Annotated in this window: 17 protein-coding genes and 2 pseudogenes; 3 read left to right on the top strand and 16 right to left on the bottom strand. The window is 59.0% G+C overall.

Features of this window, described 5'->3' with window-relative positions; all coding sequences use genetic code 11:
- Window positions 1-838: 838 nt before the first annotated feature.
- Both nifA and EOA38_RS01375 read left to right on the top strand, forming a co-directional pair.
- Window positions 839-1882, top strand: a pseudogene (nifA, locus tag EOA38_RS01380) (nif-specific transcriptional activator NifA); the annotation flags it as partial.
- A gap of 582 nt (window positions 1883-2464) precedes the next feature.
- Window positions 2465-3031, top strand: coding sequence for a sugar O-acetyltransferase (locus EOA38_RS01375; RefSeq protein ID WP_024505228.1), 567 nt, complete (start codon window positions 2465-2467; stop codon window positions 3029-3031).
- Between the two features lie 307 nt (window positions 3032-3338).
- On the opposite strand, the gene EOA38_RS01370 is transcribed toward EOA38_RS01375, so the two are convergent.
- The 15 genes from EOA38_RS01370 to EOA38_RS01305 form a co-directional block, all read right to left on the bottom strand.
- Window positions 3339-4232 carry an SIR2 family protein gene (locus tag EOA38_RS01370; RefSeq protein ID WP_024505229.1) on the bottom strand — a complete coding sequence of 298 codons (894 nt, stop codon included), beginning with the start codon at window positions 4230-4232 and terminating at the stop codon, window positions 3339-3341.
- 34 nt (window positions 4233-4266) lie between these two features.
- Complete coding sequence (nifT, locus tag EOA38_RS01365) at window positions 4267-4479, bottom strand: putative nitrogen fixation protein NifT (protein WP_024505230.1); 213 nt, start codon at window positions 4477-4479, stop codon at window positions 4267-4269.
- A complete protein-coding gene (locus EOA38_RS01360; RefSeq protein ID WP_024505231.1) occupies window positions 4476-4796 on the bottom strand; it encodes a nitrogen fixation protein NifZ in 321 nt (106 codons plus the stop codon). The genes nifT and EOA38_RS01360 overlap by 4 nt, the downstream gene beginning before the upstream one ends.
- A gap of 85 nt (window positions 4797-4881) precedes the next feature.
- Window positions 4882-5076, bottom strand: a complete 195-nt coding sequence (locus EOA38_RS01355) for a 4Fe-4S binding protein (RefSeq protein ID WP_024505232.1) — start codon at window positions 5074-5076, stop codon at window positions 4882-4884.
- 29 nt (window positions 5077-5105) lie between these two features.
- The gene (gene nifB / locus EOA38_RS01350) at window positions 5106-6587 is read right to left on the bottom strand and encodes a nitrogenase cofactor biosynthesis protein NifB (RefSeq protein ID WP_024505233.1); all 1482 of its coding nucleotides are present in this window, start codon (window positions 6585-6587) and stop codon (window positions 5106-5108) included.
- 273 nt (window positions 6588-6860) lie between these two features.
- Entirely contained in the window at window positions 6861-6932 is a 72-nt protein-coding gene (locus EOA38_RS39690) for a helix-turn-helix domain-containing protein (protein ID WP_245467364.1), read from the bottom strand.
- A gap of 700 nt (window positions 6933-7632) precedes the next feature.
- The gene (locus EOA38_RS01340) at window positions 7633-8214 is read right to left on the bottom strand and encodes an alpha/beta fold hydrolase (protein ID WP_287152319.1); all 582 of its coding nucleotides are present in this window, start codon (window positions 8212-8214) and stop codon (window positions 7633-7635) included.
- A gap of 396 nt (window positions 8215-8610) precedes the next feature.
- Window positions 8611-8910, bottom strand: coding sequence for a ferredoxin family protein (locus EOA38_RS01335; protein WP_024505235.1), 300 nt, complete (start codon window positions 8908-8910; stop codon window positions 8611-8613).
- 12 nt (window positions 8911-8922) lie between these two features.
- Window positions 8923-10227, bottom strand: a complete 1305-nt coding sequence (locus tag EOA38_RS01330; protein WP_126080604.1) for an FAD-binding protein — start codon at window positions 10225-10227, stop codon at window positions 8923-8925.
- A 10-nt stretch (window positions 10228-10237) separates the two neighbouring features.
- Complete coding sequence (locus tag EOA38_RS01325; protein ID WP_126063815.1) at window positions 10238-11347, bottom strand: electron transfer flavoprotein subunit alpha/FixB family protein; 1110 nt, start codon at window positions 11345-11347, stop codon at window positions 10238-10240.
- A 16-nt stretch (window positions 11348-11363) separates the two neighbouring features.
- Window positions 11364-12215, bottom strand: coding sequence for an electron transfer flavoprotein subunit beta/FixA family protein (locus tag EOA38_RS01320; protein WP_126063816.1), 852 nt, complete (start codon window positions 12213-12215; stop codon window positions 11364-11366).
- A 188-nt stretch (window positions 12216-12403) separates the two neighbouring features.
- Window positions 12404-12781 (bottom strand): nitrogenase stabilizing/protective protein NifW, encoded by a 378-nt coding sequence (gene nifW, locus EOA38_RS01315; RefSeq protein ID WP_024505239.1) that lies wholly within the window; start codon window positions 12779-12781, stop codon window positions 12404-12406.
- A gap of 180 nt (window positions 12782-12961) precedes the next feature.
- On the bottom strand, window positions 12962-14173 hold the full coding sequence (nifS, locus tag EOA38_RS01310) for a cysteine desulfurase NifS (RefSeq protein WP_126063817.1): 1212 nt from the start codon (window positions 14171-14173) through the stop codon (window positions 12962-12964).
- Window positions 14174-14331: 158 nt separating this feature from the next.
- Window positions 14332-14502, bottom strand: a complete 171-nt coding sequence (locus EOA38_RS38905; RefSeq protein WP_165349961.1) for a hypothetical protein — start codon at window positions 14500-14502, stop codon at window positions 14332-14334.
- Window positions 14503-14519: 17 nt separating this feature from the next.
- Window positions 14520-14840 (bottom strand): iron-sulfur cluster assembly accessory protein, encoded by a 321-nt coding sequence (locus tag EOA38_RS01305; RefSeq protein ID WP_029356570.1) that lies wholly within the window; start codon window positions 14838-14840, stop codon window positions 14520-14522.
- 586 nt (window positions 14841-15426) lie between these two features.
- Between EOA38_RS01305 and EOA38_RS01300 the strand changes: the two are divergent.
- Window positions 15427-16458: pseudogene (locus EOA38_RS01300) on the top strand (ChuX/HutX family heme-like substrate-binding protein); the annotation flags it as partial.
- Between the two features lie 261 nt (window positions 16459-16719).
- Here EOA38_RS01300 and EOA38_RS01295 read toward each other — a convergent pair.
- On the bottom strand, window positions 16720-17523 hold an 804-nt coding region (locus tag EOA38_RS01295), incomplete at its 5' end, for an MFS transporter (protein WP_145965908.1).

Raw genomic sequence — 17523 nt, 5'->3', positions numbered from 1 at the left:
CAAGGTGCGCGTCGCCATGAGCAACGCCTTCGCCATGGGCGGTACGAACGCAGTTCTGGCATTCAGGCAGGTGTAGAAGCCATGCAAGACGCCTCATTTGAGGTCACCTGTCGTATCTAGCTGCTTGAGGGGCGGGGCATTGTGATACAGGGAGAGCTGTGGGGTCCCTCCTTCTCGGCCTCGACGATGTGGAAGGAGCCTGTGCGGCGAAACGGGCTAGACGCCCCCAGGCCCAGAACTTGGGCGAAACCAACTCCCACCAAAGGACAGCCGGTTTAGTAGCCGAACAATGAAACCTCGCTCGACGAGCCGCCGTCTCTACTGTCTCCGGCCTCACGCGGTTGAAGCGAACAGCGCAGCAGCTACTGTTCCGCACAACTCGGATGGCAATTGGGACAAGTCCGCACATGTCGTCACGTACGCTGAACGCCGCAGGTACAGCCAAACTGGGGCGGGGCGTTTCTGCCGTTTTGATAGAATTCTATCAAACTGACAATTTTCCTTGCATAAATGCAAGGAGAGCTCGGTTGACTCCCCTCCTTTCTTGTCAAGGATGAGTTTGCAGGCTGCGGTGCGGCAGAAGCCGGACAGAACAGCGACCGGTCGAGTAAAGGCCTGCGCAAACCGCATATTGCGAGCGCCCGCGCGGAGGAAGACGCTCGTCCTGGTGAAAGGCAACGATGCTCAGGCGCCATTGCCATTTGCCGAGGGCGTCCGCGCGCCGAAAATTTCGAAGCAACAAAGGTGAGATCGAGAATGATGATGACGAAATACAACACAGCTCACCGTCCAGTGCAGTTCTACCGGCGGGTGGCGGAGTGGGATGGGCTGCCAAATGGAACGTAAAAAGATCAGCAAGGAGATGCTTGGCGATAGTCAGGCGCTGCGCAAGCTGCGTGAGCACCTTGTCAAGGTGGCCAAGGCGAAGACTACGGTCCTGTTGCGAGGTGAATCCGGAACCGGTAAGGAGCTGGTTGCCAAAGCCATTCACGAGCTCTCGCCTCGCGCCAAGCAGCCCTTCATCAAGGTCAATTGCGCGGCGCTCACCGAGACGCTTCTGGAATCTGACTTGTTCGGTCATGAGAAGGGTGCCTTCACCGACGCGAGCAGTTTGCGCAAGGGGCGCTTTGAGGCTGCCGACAAAGGCACATTGTTTCTGGACGAGATTGGCGAAATATCAGGTTCGTTCCAGGCTAAGCTGCTGCGTGTCCTGCAGGAGCAGGAGTTTGAGCGCGTCGGCAGCAACCACACCATTAAAGTTGATGTTCGCGTGATTGCCGCAACGAACAGGGACTTGGAAACGGCAGTTCAACGCAAGGAGTTCCGGCAAGACCTCTATTATCGCATCAACGTCGTCACTTTACGCGTGCCGGCATTGCGCGAAAGGCGAGGTGATATTCCGCTCTTGGCCGCTCAGTTTCTCAAGAATTTCAATACTGAGAATGATCACACGCTGACCTTCGCTCCCGAAGCGATTGAGGTGCTAATGAACTGCGAATTTCCAGGCAACATCCGAGAGCTCGAAAACTGCGTTCAACGGACGGCAGTTCTGGCGACGGGTCCATCAATCCTCAGAACTGACTTTGCCTGTTACGCGGATCAGTGCTTGGCCGCGGCGCTGTGGAAGAACGGACCGCCGACGTCAGAGAAGTCGACTACGATCCAGCCTTCCGCCGCCTGTGCCGCCCCGCCCGTCGGCGACGGGCAAGCGCCGATAGGCCCTGCCACGAGTCGTGGTAGGGTGCCCGATGCCGATACGGTCATTGCTGCCATGGAAAAGTGTGGCTGGGTGCAGGCAAAGGCGGCGCGCCTGCTCGGTTTGACCCCGCGCCAGATCGGCTACGTGCTGAGAAAACGCGGTATCGAGATCAAGCGTCTCTGAAACAACCCGCCGAGCAAGAGCTGGAGCAGGTCAAGCATTGGTGCTCTGGCGAGCCCATCGGCCAGGCTTACGAAGTGGGTGTGAACAGCGCTGCCAAGATTCCGGCCGTGTGCTTTCTACCACGTAGTCATACTGGGGCTCTGCGACTGACAAACTAAAAAGGAGTAATCCTATGGCTAGTAACTTCGCTCTACACCGCAAGGCAAATCAATTCGACGTGCCTGGATCCAGAAATAATCGATGTATTATTGGTGACACGCCAGCATGCGTAGAGGCGACGCGCAGATCTCCGCTGGCGGGACCTGGTCGATACATTAGCTGATGGCTTACCGCTCGATATCACGCAATCTGAGATGGGCATGAAAGTGAGTTCGACCGCTGGACAGTTGCCGACCTCGTCAGGTATTGGCCCCTGCGACCGGTTGATCTGCGATATCCAAATTCGCGGAAGTTGGTCGAGACGAAACTGTCGCCCCGGCTCGTGACCGACCGCGCGCCCGGCAAGACCGAGTTACAAAGTTGCCGAGGCAGTTTGATGTGCGTTCCTGCATCACTGTACGGGACACGACCTGACGGGAGACTATGATGCGTAGCCAAAAAGAAAAGATGCTCGCAGGCGAGTTTTACAATGCGGCGGATCCGGAGATCCAAGCTGACCTGTTGGCCACCGGGGCTTGGCTCAAGCGGTACAATGATACGCTGGGGCAGACCACGGGGCATTGGCATGAGCTTTTGTCCGAGCGGCTGGGAGAGGTTGGGCGCGGAACGGTCATCCGTCCGCCCTTTTTTTGCGACTACGGATTCAATATCCGCATTGGAGCCAATGCCTACATCAACTTCAACTGCGTTATTCTTGACGTGGTAGAGGTCAAAATCGGGCAAGGAACGGCAATTGGGCCTGCTGTGCAGATTTATACCGCCGATCATCCACATGATGCCGAGCAGCGGCAGGCCGGCCTGCAGGTCGGGCGTCCTGTTCACATTGGCAGCCGTGTCTGGATCGGCGGTGGAGCAATCATTCTGCCTGGCGTCACGATTGGTGATAATGCAGTGGTAGGCGCTGGCTGCGTGGTCACACGAGATGTTCCCGCCGGGGCAAAGGTAGTGGGAATTCCTGCTCGCGTGGCCGACCCACATAAACAGGCATAATCAACCTCGTTGACCCTGGAGGTGCATGCGAACTGTCGAAACTGTGCCGAATTTTTGTCGAAGCCATTGAGCGCTGCATATGTTGTCGCGACTCGGGCGCTTCAGTTCTTTTGCCACGGGGGTCACAAGATCATGTGCGTAATGCCGCCGCAACGTGCTCACGTCCCGCAGCAGCGGACCCTTTCACATCGCCCAACGAATTCAGAGCCTACGTTGTGCTGCCACTAGCATTACTACTCACGAATGTATTCCCAACTGAGTTTTCGCCCTTGGAGGCAAGCAGCGACTCACCAGCAATCGCCGGCCATTAATCCTGGCTAGCATCGACCCCGACGAGGCGAGCCGCGGCGTTGCGGATCGGCATGTCGATGACCGTGATTGCGCCTTCGGCAAGGAAACGACGTTCGTTTCTGGTCAGCGTAGCCGAATCGATCACCGCAAAATGTGGGCCAGTGGAGCGCTTCATCAGCTGTCTGGCATATGTGCGCAGCATCTGATCGTTGAAGCGGCAGCCCACGAAGAAAAAACCCCGGTTGACGCGCCGTTGCTTCACCGCGTCCGGGATCGGCGTCTGGATATCAATTTCGGTTAGGACTTCGACGTAATCGGAATCAGCCACGAGGAAGTTTGCCGCCGGCCTGACGCTGCCGTGCGGCGCATAGAGCACCGTCCTAGCCACTTGTTCGGCCTCGAGTTCTGTTCCTGACAAATCGTAAGTTCTCGTCCAGATGTTACCGATTCCGGTCGCGCGCGTCGTTCCTTGTATCTCGACAACGTCTGTTTGGCCGGCCTCTGCAAGGGCTGCTCGCATGGCGCCATCGTACCAGCTGTCGATGATGACAGACAGTTGAAGGGTTGCGAGCCAGGCGTGAAGAACGGTCGGCTCGGCGGGGGCTGCGAATATCTCCGCCATCCACGCTTGGAGAGTCCGACGATGTCGGCGCTGCTCGATAAACTGCGCGACCGACCACATATTGGTGCGAATCCTGGAAGGGGCAGGCGCCCGCTTGTTGAGGGCCGCGGCGACATCTTCAGGGGTGCAAGGTACAGGTGATTCCGGTGGGTTAAGCTGCAGAAGACCAGGACCGAGATAGGGGATCACTCGATCGGCCTTGAGAGCGCCGTTCAGCAGGTCAATCAGTTTTTTGGCAAAACTGCCCCGGACGACGACGAGATGGTCCCAGCTCAGCATCGTGTTCATACGCGTTTCCTCTCCGCCACTGAACCCACCGGCATCAGGCCCCGTCGGAAATCTTCATCGCCTCGACGGTGATCGGCAAACGCGTGTCGCGCGGAAGGTCGGGCAGCATGAGCCGCCAACCGTTCCTGAGCGTCACGGTCCCGCCCCATAAGTCAGCGTTCTCAATCTCGGTGATCGGCTCTTCGAGATCCTTCTTGGGGACATAAGCCGACAAGCCAGTAGCGGTCCTGCGAATCATTACTTTCATCCGGCTGTTCCCCCGTTGGAAATGCCTTCAGCTCCGCAGGGAACCTCGACTTTGTCGAGGCTAATGAGTTCGCGCGCTCGCATGCCGACGACCGTGCCACGATCGATCCATTCGACCGCATAGATGAAGAATTGCTGGAGAAAGGTTCCAATGTCGCGCACGTAGCCTTCGTCGCCCTTCCGCACGAGGTTTTCGCCGATCTCCTTGCCGGGATAGGTGCCGTCGTTTTTTATGTGGCGTATCGCACGGACCCGCTCACCCTGCATGAACCGTGGCGGTCTGCCGATTTCGACCTCCTGTTCGCGTCTGGACCACATGCTGTCCATTCCTTTCTCGAGGCTTTTGTTGTGGTCGCGGGTTGCAGGCGTCGTCGTGCGGCGAACCCGACCGTTTCGGTAGGAATCAAGCGGGAACGCAGGTTTTCGGTACCGGACAGACCGACACGCATTGCTGCGTATCGAAGGCCTCCTTGCATTCGGTGCACTTGTTTGGATCGATCACATAGGCGTCGCCCTTGAACTTGATCGCTTCCGAAGGACATTCGAACTCGCAGGCCCCGCATTGGGTACATTGGGATGCGATGATCTTTAAAGCCATTCTAACTCCTGGTTATCGGACGAGACGGCTCAGGCCGTCGCCGCTAGTGGTCTGATCCCAAACTCTGCCGCGTAAAGTGCGCTGACTGCGGTCTCGATGTAGTCATGGCCATAGGCGTCGGTTACGCGCAGTCCAGCTCGCGAGAGTTGTTCCTTCGGGCGATTTCCGATCTTGGCGCATAGCACTATGTGTATGCCTTCGAGCGCTGCGATGACGCCCTCGAGGATGGCGTCTTCGCCCCCGCCTCCGAGGCAATACCGCTCGACCTTCCGATGCCCGACCAAGCTGATCCCTCTAGGCGAGACTTCATAAACCTGGAATTCCTTCGCGTGGCCGAAGTGTTCGTTGACCCGTCCACCTCCCTTAGTGGCCACCGCAACCAGAAGCGACTTTTCGGAGTCTGTTGCCTTGACCATACCGATGGCCTCGCTCCTCGCCGCCTCATGATCACGGCGCTCGTGTGCGACCACCTGCCGATAGGCCTGACGCTTGCCAGCATCGTAGGCGACATCGTCGGGAATCCCGTCCAGCGTGAATTCCTGGCCACGATCTTCACCGAGCAGGCCGACAGCATCTGCCCGGCACTGCCGGCAGTGGCGCATCAACTTGGCGCCACCTTCAAGTCGATCCTGAAGAGCCATCATCTCCATTGCCGTTGGGCCGCGCTGCCCGATGAGTCCGTAGTGGGTACCGTGCGCCGGGTCCGAAATCAGAGGCATCACGTTGTGCAGAAACGCGCCCCGCTCCCTGACCATTTTGTTCACCTCAAACAGGTGCTGGTCGTTCACTCCAGGAATCATCACCGAGTTGATTTTGGTGAGGATGCCGCGCGCGCTCAGCATCTCCAGGCCCAGCATCTGCCGCGCGTGCAAGATTCGAGCGGCTTCGATGCCGAAGTAGCGGCGATTTTCATAAAAGATCCATGGATAGATCTTCGCGCCGACTTCCGGGTCGACCATGTTGATGGTGACCGTCACGTGATCAACATTCATTTCGGCAAGCTCGGCGACATGGTCCGGCAGCACGAGCCCATTAGTGGAGACGCACAGCTTTATGTCGGGGATTTCCCTGATGACGCGGTCGAGCGTTGCCTTCGTTTTCTCCCAATCGTAACAGGCATCCCCCGGCCCAGCGATGCCAAGAACCGAAAGCTGCGGAACTTTGTTGGCAACGGCGATGACCTTGCGTAGCGCTTGGTCGGGCGTCAACTTCTCAGACACAACACCAGGCCGGCTCTCGTTGGCGCAATCGTATTTGCGATTGCAATAGTTGCACTGGACATTGCAAGCCGGCGCGACCGCCACATGCATACGCGCGAAATAATGATGCGCTTCCTCCGAAAAGCAGGGGTGATCCTTGATCCTTTCCCAAATAGCCGGATCCCCTTCGCCCGGGCTGGTCGGCGACGAGCCGTAGGAGGACGATGCGCAGCCACCGGATTTCGCGGCTGCCAGAAAACCCTCGGATGTCGTGCTAGTCGGCCCCTCAATCGAAACTGTCGGTGAGGACATCAAACGGCTCCGTTGCTGGTAACGTCGCGGTTCAAGGTGCAAGAGCCATACCAACTGAAAAAAGCGGCTTCAGTTCACTATTCGGGTCGATATCGCATTGTGTCAGGCCGGCGCGACACAATTTTGTCCTGCTTGCGACAGTGCAAGTCCAAATCCGTTCAGAAGCACGAAGCACTCCTTGTCGCGCACAGGGCGCGCAAGACCACTGGCCTGACGATTGGCTCATCAGGCTCTTAGAATTTCCTTCACCTCGATACTATGCCGGCGTATCGCCTAGCCGACTTGTCGCAGCTTGAGGCCGAGAATTCGAGCCGCATTAGCCTGAACCCAGCCGGCCTTCTCCATTGTGTCGATCAGCCGTCACGCTCCGTCCGCCGCGGTCTCAGCCCCCGTCCGGCCGTATCGTTAGAATCGCAAGTGGCTATCTCGTGTTCAGGGGGCGCCGATGCGCCGAACCGGCATCGTGCTGGCCCGTGAGAGCTCGTCGATGACATTGCCACGTTCCGAAAGATTGGTTCCTTCCAGAGGAGAACGCCAAGCACGCAGTTCTCCGGCTCGGACGTTGCCGGGGAAATAGCATTGCGAGATCAGCTCAACTGCCGACGGCGCAAAGCCATGGTTCTCCATATTTCAAGGGTAAGCGCTGTGTCCTTCCAGGAGGACCCGCGATCTGTGGGCCTGCCGATTCTGAGGTGGATCGGAGATCGGCTTGTGTCTGAACTTGAACTTACGATTGACCCTGAGCGGCAGCCTCGGCGTTTTCGAGGGTGATCAACGGCGCTGTTGGTCGGCGGCATTGGTCGATGGACGACAAGGCACGGAGTCATTCCGAGACCCTGGAGCCGACGCGGTGATCTCGGAGGTTGCCCGGCGCTACGGGCTGCGGCCGCGGCGGAACGCTCGCAAGCTTGCGACGTCGGCAGGACAGGCCACTCCCGCCTAGTGGTTTCGGTGGCGCCACCGGAACGACCCGTTGGGCCTATCCGTGCACCAGAGCTCAAGGCCACGGCCTGAGAATCGGCCGCCGCTCACCCTACTTGGTTCCTCAGCCGACTGCGCTAAGAAGGAGAGCAACTTCCGTCGGCGCGAGGATCATTGCGTCGTGGCCAGTGGCGAGTTCCTGCCACGCCCAGCCATCCTGCTTCGCGACCCATTCTCGCGCTCCCGCCATCGGCGGGTGGAGTGGATTAGTGCAGACGACATAGGTTCGGGGTCTGCCGTTGCCGAGCGGGTGCTCGAGCTTAAGTCCGCTTTCGTAGGTGCCTGCCGGATGCGGTGTTATCCGGCGCCGCACCCAGTCCGTGAGCGAGTGTCCCTCGGGAATGCCGAATGCTGTTGGCGGCGGAGTCGGCATGAAGATACCCCGTCCTTCCTCCGCAACCAATTTTCGACGGGCCGCGACGATGTCGGGGGGCATGGTGCTGAATACACTTTGACCGCTCTCGACGATGGCGCTGTCGAGATAAACGAGATGGCTGATATGGTCGGGTATCCGGTCGGCGGCGCCGGTGATGCTGATGCCGCCTAGACTGTGACCGACAAGGATCACATCGCTCAGCTCTTCCGTCACAATGTGGTTGACGATGTCGGTCACGAATGTGTCGGGCGTGATGTCCTTGCACAGCAAACGTGCGCGTTCGCCGACACCTGGTCGGCGTGGTCACGTGGCATCCCATCTTGCGAAGATTGGCAGCCACGTCCCGCCAACACCATCCGCCATGCCAGGCACCATGCACTAGCACATACGTCTTTGCCATGGGTTGTGCCGTTCCACTTGCTCACCGGCCGTTGTGGCTGCCATCCGGCACGATGGCCGGGCGTTGTCCCAAAGGGGCTCGACCACGTGACCGGTGGTAAGTCCGGCGCACAGGGCAGCGCCGTGGCCTGAGGACACCGCTAACGAGTCAAGGAAATTTGAATTGCGAAAGGCCAATATTCACTAGCTCTTTGCAAGTGGATGGAGAGGCTCATGGTGTGCCGCAGTTGCTCGCTGCCGGCATGCTCTTGGCACGGTCCCGGCTGATCATCCGAACTTGAACAGGACACCAAAGCCGCCGCGCGGATAGTTCCACTCGATGTCGCCGCCTTTCTCGCACAATATCCGGCAGGTGCCGCATTCCATGCAGCCGTCGGCGGTGATCTCGACTTGACCCTTGTCATTCAACTCATAGCATTTCGCCGGACAGACGTAGGTCAACGCAAGCAAGTTCGCGCTTGGCTTGTCGTGCGGTCGCACTATAATATGGGGGCGGCCGGAATCGACCAGATAGCGGTTCTGGTAAAGTTTGTCCTCGACACGAACCTTCGTCACTGCGATCGTCATCTTGTACCCTCTTCAGCGCCATGCCAATGCCAGGCGGACCGCGTCGCTGACCAACCCCCAGCGCGAGCGCGCGTTGATGAAGGCGGCCGTGGTGTTCTTTTCCTTCTCGATCTTCGGCGTGCCGTCGACACGCATGAAGTTCTGAGCGGCATGCGACATCAGCCGCGGATAGCTGTCAAAAAAGTTGCTGGAATTGGTGTGGAGCAAGGCTGGCATGTCCTTGTATTTCTTAAGATCCTTGATCACAAAGGAGTCATCCAGCATCGTCTTGTAGAGCGCAAGGTTCGCTTTGGTCATAGGACCGTTGCGGCTTTTGACTTTGATGATCGCCTCAGCCGCGACACGACCCGAGGTCATGGCAAGGTTCGAACCCTCACGGTGAATGGCATTGTTCAGTTGCGCTGCGTCGCCGACGATGACCCAACCGTCGCCGAAGAGCTGCGGAATGGCCTTGTAACCACCTTCGGGGATAAGATGGGCGGCATATTCTTTCACCTCCGAGCCAGCGATCAGCGGCCGGATCGAAGGATGGTTTTTCATCGCATCCAGGAGGGCGGACGGGCTCTCCATCGTCGCGGCGAAATCCGAGACCAGGCAGCCGATGCCGAGTGATATCGACTCCTTGTTGGTGTAAAGGAAGCCGAGCCCGGCCATGCTGCGAGAGATCGTGCCCACGGCCTCGATTACGCAGCCTTCATCGCCCTTGACCCCGAACCGCTGGCCAATGACCTCTTCGGGCAAGAAATGCATTTCCTTGACGGCAAGCGCCACGGTCTCCGGCTTCGGCATCTCGCGCAGGCCTGCGCGAGTGCCAAGCAATCCCGACACCCCTTCTGCGAGAACGACCACATTCGCGAAGACCACTCCGCCAGCCCGGTCTGTGCGGACGCCGATCACCTTGCCATTGCCATCACGGACGAGTTCCGTCGCGGTCGTCTCACACAGGACCGTCGCGCCAGCCTCGCGCACCTTGCGGGAAAACCATTTGTCGAACTGGGCGCGAATGATCGTGTAGCGGTTGGGTTTCGCCTCATTGAAGTCGTCCGACCGGTAATGAATTCCGGTGTGAGACGTGTCGTCCAACACCCAAAGTCGCTGTTCGACCAGGTGCCGCTCGAGGGGCGCATCATCCCGGAAGTCCGGGATGATCTTCTCCAGCATGTTCGCGTACATTATGGCACCCTGGACGTTCTTAGAGCCCGGATATTCCCCGCGCTCCAACTGCAGTACCTTCAGCCCCTGGCTTGCCAAAGTGTAAGCAGCTGCGTTTCCAGACATGCCGGCTCCGACCACTATGGCATCGAATTGTTCAATCATGTCCTCTCCCTCAACTCGCAAGCTTGTCTCGACTGTGCGGCGACAGCCGCCGGGTGAAGGCTTCCGTCAGTGCGGGCAGGAAGCGGATTGCATCCGTGACGATCCCGAGGTGGGCGAACTCGAAAATCGGCGCGTTCGGATCGGTGTTGATCGCGACGATGAGATCGGCCCCCTCGACCCCAACTCGGTGCTGGATGGCGCCGGAAATTCCGGCCGCGATGTAAAGCTTCGGTCGAATGGTCTTGCCAGTTTGTCCAATCTGTCGATCAGCCGGCATCCAGCCCTTCTGGACCAAGGGGCGCGAACAGCCATGCTCGGCGCCGATCGCTCGGGCAAGATTCTTCACAAGCTGAAGGTTCTCCGCCGCTCCGAGACCGAGGCCTCCCGCAACCACGACATCCGCATAGGCAAGATTTGCCATTGCCGACTGGTTATCCGGTAGGAAGCCGAGGACTTTGGTGACGATATCGTCCTCAACGAGCGACAGCTTGTGCCGCATGACACGCCCGACCGGCTTATCCACCCGTTGCGGCATAGGCATGACCCTTGGTCGCACCGTCGCCATTTGCGGCCGGTAATTTAGTGTATAGATCGTACACAACAATGAGCCACCAAAAGTCGGACGGGTCGCGGCGAGTGAACCGTCGGAATCTACATCAAGTTCGGTGCAGTCGGCCGTGAGCCCCGTCTGCAGGGTCGTCGCTACCGAGCCTGCAAGATCCCTGCCCAGTGTGGTCGCGCCGAGAAGGAGGATTTCGGGTTTATGGGTATTGACCAGATCCGTGAGCGCCTTGGCGAACGGCTCGTTCCGGTAGTCGGCGAGCGGCGGCGCATCGACGATGTAGACAAGATCCGCCCCGTAAGCGAAGGCCTCGGCAACAGCGTCCTCGACCATCTCGCCCGGCGGTCCCAGCACGACGCCCGCGAGCTGGACTTCAAGCTTGTCGGCCAATTTGCGGCCTTCGCCCAGCAGTTCGAATGATACAGGATGCACATTGCCGCGTTCGAGCTCGAGGAAGACCCACACGTGCCGGTAGTCTTTGAAATGGTCGGGAAGTTCTTTCTTTACACCGGCACGGCCGGGGGCAATGCGAGGGGTGGTTTGGCTTGCGGTCGACATTTTCTGCTCCTGGCCGTCACGTGCCGCTGTTGAAGGCCAGCTCATGTTCCAGCGCCGGCCGGCGGGTTAAGATATCGGCGATGAGTTCATCGGCTATGTCCTGCAAGCCCCTTTCCGCGGTGTCGATCTGCGCCGCCCTTTCTGCCCGTGCGGTGGGGGCGAAAACACGCTTGACGACTGTAGGCGAGCCACGCAGACCGCACCGGGTGAGATCGTCAATGCCGGCGTCGGCTGCAGTCCACTTCACGACTTGCCTGCGCGCCGCGCACAGAGCCTGCTGGAGCGAGCCCCGGCGGATTTCGTTGGTGTCTTCCAGCATGGTAATGAGGCAAGGGAGTCTGCTCTTCAGCAACTGGGTGCCGCCTTCGGCGCGACGCGCGACTTCGATCTCTCGCGTATCGAGATCGATGGAGGCAATCTTCGCGACATAGGTAAGTTGCGATAAATCTAGGCGCTTGGCTATGCCCGGTCCGACCTGGGCGGTATCGCCGTCAATCGTCTGCTTGCCGGTGAAGACGATGTCCGGCCTGCCGAAAGTCTCCCCAATTTTTGCGATTGCTTGCGAAAGAGCAAAGGAAGTCGCCAGCGTATCGGATCCGGCAAAATAGCGGTCCGTCAAGAGAACTGCTCGGTCAGCACCGTAACCGAGCGCCTTTCGCAGCGAGTCCTCCGCCATGGGCGGACCCATTGTGAGCACAGTAACCTCGCCACCATGAACGTCGCGCAGTTTGAGCGCTTCTTCGAGGGCGAACAGGTCGTAAGGATTGATGATGGTCGGAACACCCTGACGCATGATCGTGTTCGTCACCGGGTGCACGCGGATCTGTGCCGAATCCGGCACCTGCTTGATGCAGATTACGATATGCATTGGCGGTTTCTCTAAGCTCCCAGTCCGGATTCGTGCTTGGCGGTTCGCCTCATTGCCTGCATCGTTCATGCCAAGTCGTCTTCCTGCCTCTATTCCAGAAGGTGGCTTCGTTTGCTTCCGAGGAGGCGTCATGAGGACTGGATTTGTCGACTTCTCGACATTGTCGCGTCGCAGCCGTGTCGGGCTCATTACTTTCCGAACCGCTTCAGTGCAGAGTCGAGCGGGACGAAGGCGCGGCCAGGTGCGGGACATATGTTTGGATCGTGGTCCCTTAGCACCTTGAACACACGTTGCGTGAGCGGCGAGGAAGTCGCGAAATCTTCGTAGGCGCGTTCCAGCTTGGCGCGCACCCGCGCGGCGATTACCTGGTTAGGCAGACCGGAGAAATCTTCTTCGGCAAGGTATTGGCCCACGCGCTTCATGATATGGAGCCGCGAGACATTCATCACTTTCGGGTCGTAGGAGACGCCAAGGCAGGCGAAGAAGTCCTCCGCGGCCGACAGGCCCTTCAGTCGCGCTAGGATATCGGTGCGATCGATCGGGCGGCTATCAGCGGAGCAGTTCATTGTATTCTCCCGGCGCGTAATTGTGGTGTCGATGCATTGGTGACATTGCTGACGGCGTGCCGACCTCTGGCACGGCGGCTGGGCAAGAGACTTGGCGATCTCAAGCTTTTCTGAAGTGGTGAAGGCGACCCCGAGTTTGACTGCTCTCCATTGCGCAGGGTCGTCACGTTGAGGAAGACCTCACGGCTCGTCGGCTATTGTGCCGCTCGGACCCGGGCCGGAATGAAGCTGTTCTGCACCTCGCCCGCACAGTCCAGCACTGGGAACGGCCCGTAGCTTCTCGGTGATCGCAGGCAGGACCTCAAGCACGCGGTCTACGTCATCTTCGCCGTTGTCACGCGACAAGGAGAAGCGGACTGCCCCACATGCCGCGTTCATAGCGATCAGAACATGGCTCGGTTCCAGTGAGCCAGAGGCACAGGCGGACCCGGCGGAACAGGCGATTCCCAGCCGGCTCAGGACAATTGGAATTGCATCGCCTTCGATACCTTCGAATCCAATGTTTGCAGTGTTTGGCAATCGCTCTTGCGGATCGCCGTTGATGGATGTGTTTGGGATGCGCTGGATGATCCCGTTCTCAAGGCGGTCGCGCAACCATTTTATTCGTTTTGTCTCGTCCATGAATTTCAAGGCGAGTTCGGCCGCCATGCCCAGTCCGACTATGCCGGGTGTGTTTTCAGTGCCTGCACGCCGGTCGCGCTCTTGGTGCCCACCCTTGATCATGGAGGAGAAGCGCACGCCACGTCTTACATAAAGCGCGCCTATCCCCTTTGGACCATGCAGCTTGTGGGCGGAGAGCGACAGCATGTCGATCGCGGTCGATTTCAGCTCAATCGGAAGCCTTCCGACCGCCTGCACTGCATCAGTGTGGAAAAGCGCGCCGACTTCCCTGGCTAGATCGGCAAGCTTAACCACGGGAAAGATCGTACCGGTCTCATTGTTCGCCCACATTATCGAGACGATTGCCACTTGTGGAGTGAGAGCGGTTCTGTAGGCGTCCAGGTCGAGCCGGCCGTGGTGATCGACTGGGATAATGTGCACCTTGACGCCGCGCGTCTTTTCAAGGTGCGCGCACAACTTCAGAACGGCCGGATGTTCAACCGCGGAAGTCACTATTTCCGTTCGGTCGGGCATCACCTCCAGCGCCGAAAGGATGGCTGTACTGTCGCTTTCAGTCCCGCCCGAGGTGAAGATGATCTCGTCCTCGAATCCCGCGCCGATGAGGGCTTGCAACTGTTGCCTCGCCTTTCTCACGGCTTCAGCAACCGATGCGCCATAGGCGTGCATGGACGAATGATTGCCAAATTGCTCCGTAAAGAAAGGCAACATCGCTCCAACGACTGCAGGATCAACCCGCGTCGTTGCGTTGTTGTCGAGATAGACAGGGTTCATGGGAGTGATCCTTCAACTGCTGAAATGATTCAAGGGTAGGCGGGCCATTGAACCTCTGGCGCATATCGTATCTGGTAAGGTGGGCGGCCGGGCGAGCGATGGCTTGGCTGACCGGTCGCTGTCGACATTGCCCTTTGGTGGCGGCATCTGCCGGGAATTCAGCTGTTTCGGGCAATTTTGTTTGCTTGCCCACGGCAACGATCGATGATCGCGATTTGGCGCATCACCGAACGCAATTGTTCCGGGCCGACAGTGCGTGTCGGCCGGTTCCAGAGCGCCGGCGGTGCCGGTTCGACGCAGTATTCCTTGGCGTCGCTATAGTCGAACATAGCCTGTTCCCTCGCAATCATTTGCAGGACTTGCCGCAGCCGCACGTCTCACGCGCATTGGGGTTATCGAAAACAAAGCCGGATGTTTCGAGCCCAGTGACGAAGTCCACGGTCATGCCGGCTGCATGGGGTTGGGAGCCTCTATCCATGAACACCTTGAGCCCATCTCGCTCGATGATCGCATCGCCCTCACGTGAGACGCTCTCCAGGCCCATTGAGTATTGGAAGCCGGCGCAGCCGCCGGCATGGACCATGATGCGAAATCCTTCCGCCGGCTCGCTGGCGCGGTAAAGAGCGGCCTTGATGGCGGCAACAGCGTTGTCGGTGAGCGTAATCATGGCTCGATTTCTCCTCGGTCCGACGTTTTCGCGGATCATCTCGCATGGACCGTGCCAAAGGGAAGACGTGTCAAAAACCGTAGGACATCCCGACGTCTCTTATGCTCGATTGCTGGGGAGACGTCCGACAACCGACACTTACTGTCGGATTTGTCGCGTCCGCGTCACAGGAAGGGCGCCTGAGTTCGCGATGCACTCACGCGTAAAGCAATGAACAGAGCCAAAGATGTTCAGAGCTTGCCGCGGAGCAACTGGCACGATTTTTGTGAAGCCTTCGTTGCGGCGGCAAAATTGCCGGCCGATTCACCTTTGGGTTGCCCTCGCAATCGAAGAACGAAGGAGAGCAATATGATCCATCAGACCCGCCTTGAGTGGGAAAGCAGCACCGCCGGTGGTACCCGAATGCTCGATCGGCCGATTGGCGCCGACCACCCAACAATCGCTCTCTACCGGCGATTGGCCGCTGACCGCCCGGAGACAGGATTCGACTGGCATGTGCCTGACGATCGATCGCGTCCGCCGTGCACACCCCTGAGGCCCGTTTTTCGATCGATCGTCAAAAGAAGAACGGGGCAGGGGTAAAAACATGGATCAGCGCAAGAAGCGGTCGCCCAACGAAATCCGGCGTGCGTGGGAAGTCTGTCCGAACATTCCCGCGCGTGATTTCGCAGCCCAATTGGCCATTTCGGAAGCGGAACTGGTCGCGGCCCATTGCGGTTTCGGCGCGGCACGCATCGACCCGCGCGTCAATCACGTTCTGACGGGCCTCGAATTCGTGGGCGAAGTGACGGCGCTGACCCGCAATCAAGGTGCCGTGCACGAAAAGATTGGCGTCTTCAACAGAGTGATAACCGGCAACAATCACGCCATGGTCCTTGGTGACGAATTCGACCTTCGCGTCTTCCCGCAAGCTTGGAGGTATGGTTTCGCTGTTGAAAGGCGCCATCGCGGCGGAATCCAGCGCAGTTTGCAATTCTTCGACGCCACCGGCGCAGCAGTGCATAAGGTGCATCTCAGGCCGGTCTCCAACCTTCATGCCTATCGAAAGCTGGTGGCCGAGCTCGTATCCGCCAACCAGGAGCCGACCATGTCGCTTAAGGCGAGAGTAGCCGACCTGGGCGCGAGGACTGCGGACTGGGCCGGCACGGTGGACGACCTACGCGAGCACTGGAGCCGGCTGACTGACGTCAACCTTCTAAAGACGCTCAAGCTCAGCCGCTGCCAGGCTTTGCGCATGGTCGGCCAGGATTACGCTTGGCTGCTCGACAATGCCGCAGTTGGCGCCGTGCTCCAGCGTGCGGCCGAAGACGAATTGCCGATCATGTGCTTCGTCGGCAACCGAGGTTCTATCCAGACCCATTCCGGCTTAATCAAGTCGGTCAAGCAGATCGGGCCGTGCATCCATGTGCTGGACGAAACGTTCCGGCTGCATCTCAGGACCCACCAAATCCGTGAGGTTTGGGCCGTGCGCAAGCCGACCAATGACAGTCACGTCACCTCGCTCGAAGCATATGGGTCCGACGGCAAGATCATCATCCAGTTGTTCGGTGCGCGCAAGGAAGGCGAACGCGAGCGCGACGACTGGCGGGTTCTGGCGGAAAACCTGCCTCGTTTCCCCGACAGCTACATGAGAAAAGACCGATCGTCGTCGGTGGGACGCCGGCGCCCATCTGCCTCCGCAGCCAGTAGCCGGGCATTGAAGCCGAGACCGGGGACACGATGACGCAATAAGCGCGCTGTATTATCGCAACGCGATGAGCAGGAAGCAATTTGGCGCTGCCCCATCGACCGCATGGTTACGACGAAGCCGCGGCCTTTGGGCCGAGCTCAGAGGTGGCAATAGCGTGAACGCCGCCGACCGTCACTCCCCACCAGGCGGTCAGGTTTTGCGGTTCGGGCCGAGCAAAAATACTGTCAAGACAGCGAGGAACGTGGCAACCGCGCTGTAGACAAAGACACTGGCAATACCCGTGTGATCCACCAATAGGCCACCGAAAGTTGTGCCGGCTGCGATGGCCACTTGGAAGGTTATGACCATCAGTACACCAGCGCTCTCGGCCTGTTTCGGAGCGGCGCGTAGCACCATCCATGTCTGCAATCCGACCGGGACCGCGCCAAAAGCAAAGCCCCATACGGCAACTGCAATTGCCGAGGTCAAGGCCGATGCTCCCATAGTCAGGAGCGAGACAGCGGCTACGGCAATGAGCAGGGGCGGCAGGGCCGCGACCGCCTTGAGACTGTGTTTGGTGAGGAATGCGCCGGCTAAATTGCCGAAGACGCCGGCCGTGCCAAAAGCAAGGAACACGAGCGGGATTGACTTCTTTTCGAGCGCAGGAACGCTCTCGAGAAAGGCGCGGATGTAGGCGAAGCTGGCAAAATGGCCGGAAGCGACCAATAGCACGACTAGCACCGCAACCTTCATCGCCGGATTCTTCGCGACATCCAGCGGACTGCGGAATCTGCGCACTTCGATCGGAGGCAGTGGCGGAATGGTTACGAGTTGCACGAGCAGCGCAACGGCACTCACGATTGCGGCGACCTTGAACGAGGCTCGCCATCCCCAAATGTCACCGACATAAGCGCCGATTGGAGCCGCGCAGACGGAGGCGACAGAAACGCCGGTGAGGATGATCGACATGGCGCGCGGCATGAGGTGACTTGGAACCAGCCGCATCGCCAACGC

Source organism: Mesorhizobium sp. M1E.F.Ca.ET.041.01.1.1 (genome assembly GCF_003997355.1).
GTDB lineage: Bacteria > Pseudomonadota > Alphaproteobacteria > Rhizobiales > Rhizobiaceae > Mesorhizobium.
Note: the sequence above shows the minus strand (reverse complement) of the source record. Positions and strands in the feature narration are given on the sequence as shown.

Bases quoted from the DNA above. Each gene is read 5' to 3' on its own strand.
- EOA38_RS01375 (WP_024505228.1), top strand. From the start codon at position 2,465: ATGATGCGTAGCCAAAAAGAAAAGATGCTCGCAGGCGAGTTTTACAAT.
- EOA38_RS01370 (WP_024505229.1), bottom strand. From the start codon at position 4,232: ATGAACACGATGCTGAGCTGGGACCATCTCGTCGTCGTCCGGGGCAGT.
- nifT (WP_024505230.1), bottom strand. From the start codon at position 4,479: ATGAAAGTAATGATTCGCAGGACCGCTACTGGCTTGTCGGCTTATGTC.
- EOA38_RS01360 (WP_024505231.1), bottom strand. From the start codon at position 4,796: ATGTGGTCCAGACGCGAACAGGAGGTCGAAATCGGCAGACCGCCACGG.
- EOA38_RS01355 (WP_024505232.1), bottom strand. From the start codon at position 5,076: ATGGCTTTAAAGATCATCGCATCCCAATGTACCCAATGCGGGGCCTGC.
- nifB (WP_024505233.1), bottom strand. From the start codon at position 6,587: ATGTCCTCACCGACAGTTTCGATTGAGGGGCCGACTAGCACGACATCC.
- EOA38_RS01335 (WP_024505235.1), bottom strand. From the start codon at position 8,910: ATGACGATCGCAGTGACGAAGGTTCGTGTCGAGGACAAACTTTACCAG.
- EOA38_RS01330 (WP_126080604.1), bottom strand. From the start codon at position 10,227: ATGATTGAACAATTCGATGCCATAGTGGTCGGAGCCGGCATGTCTGGA.
- EOA38_RS01325 (WP_126063815.1), bottom strand. From the start codon at position 11,347: ATGTCGACCGCAAGCCAAACCACCCCTCGCATTGCCCCCGGCCGTGCC.
- EOA38_RS01320 (WP_126063816.1), bottom strand. From the start codon at position 12,215: ATGCATATCGTAATCTGCATCAAGCAGGTGCCGGATTCGGCACAGATC.
- nifW (WP_024505239.1), bottom strand. From the start codon at position 12,781: ATGAACTGCTCCGCTGATAGCCGCCCGATCGATCGCACCGATATCCTA.
- nifS (WP_126063817.1), bottom strand. From the start codon at position 14,173: ATGAACCCTGTCTATCTCGACAACAACGCAACGACGCGGGTTGATCCT.
- EOA38_RS38905 (WP_165349961.1), bottom strand. From the start codon at position 14,502: ATGTTCGACTATAGCGACGCCAAGGAATACTGCGTCGAACCGGCACCG.
- EOA38_RS01305 (WP_029356570.1), bottom strand. From the start codon at position 14,840: ATGATTACGCTCACCGACAACGCTGTTGCCGCCATCAAGGCCGCTCTT.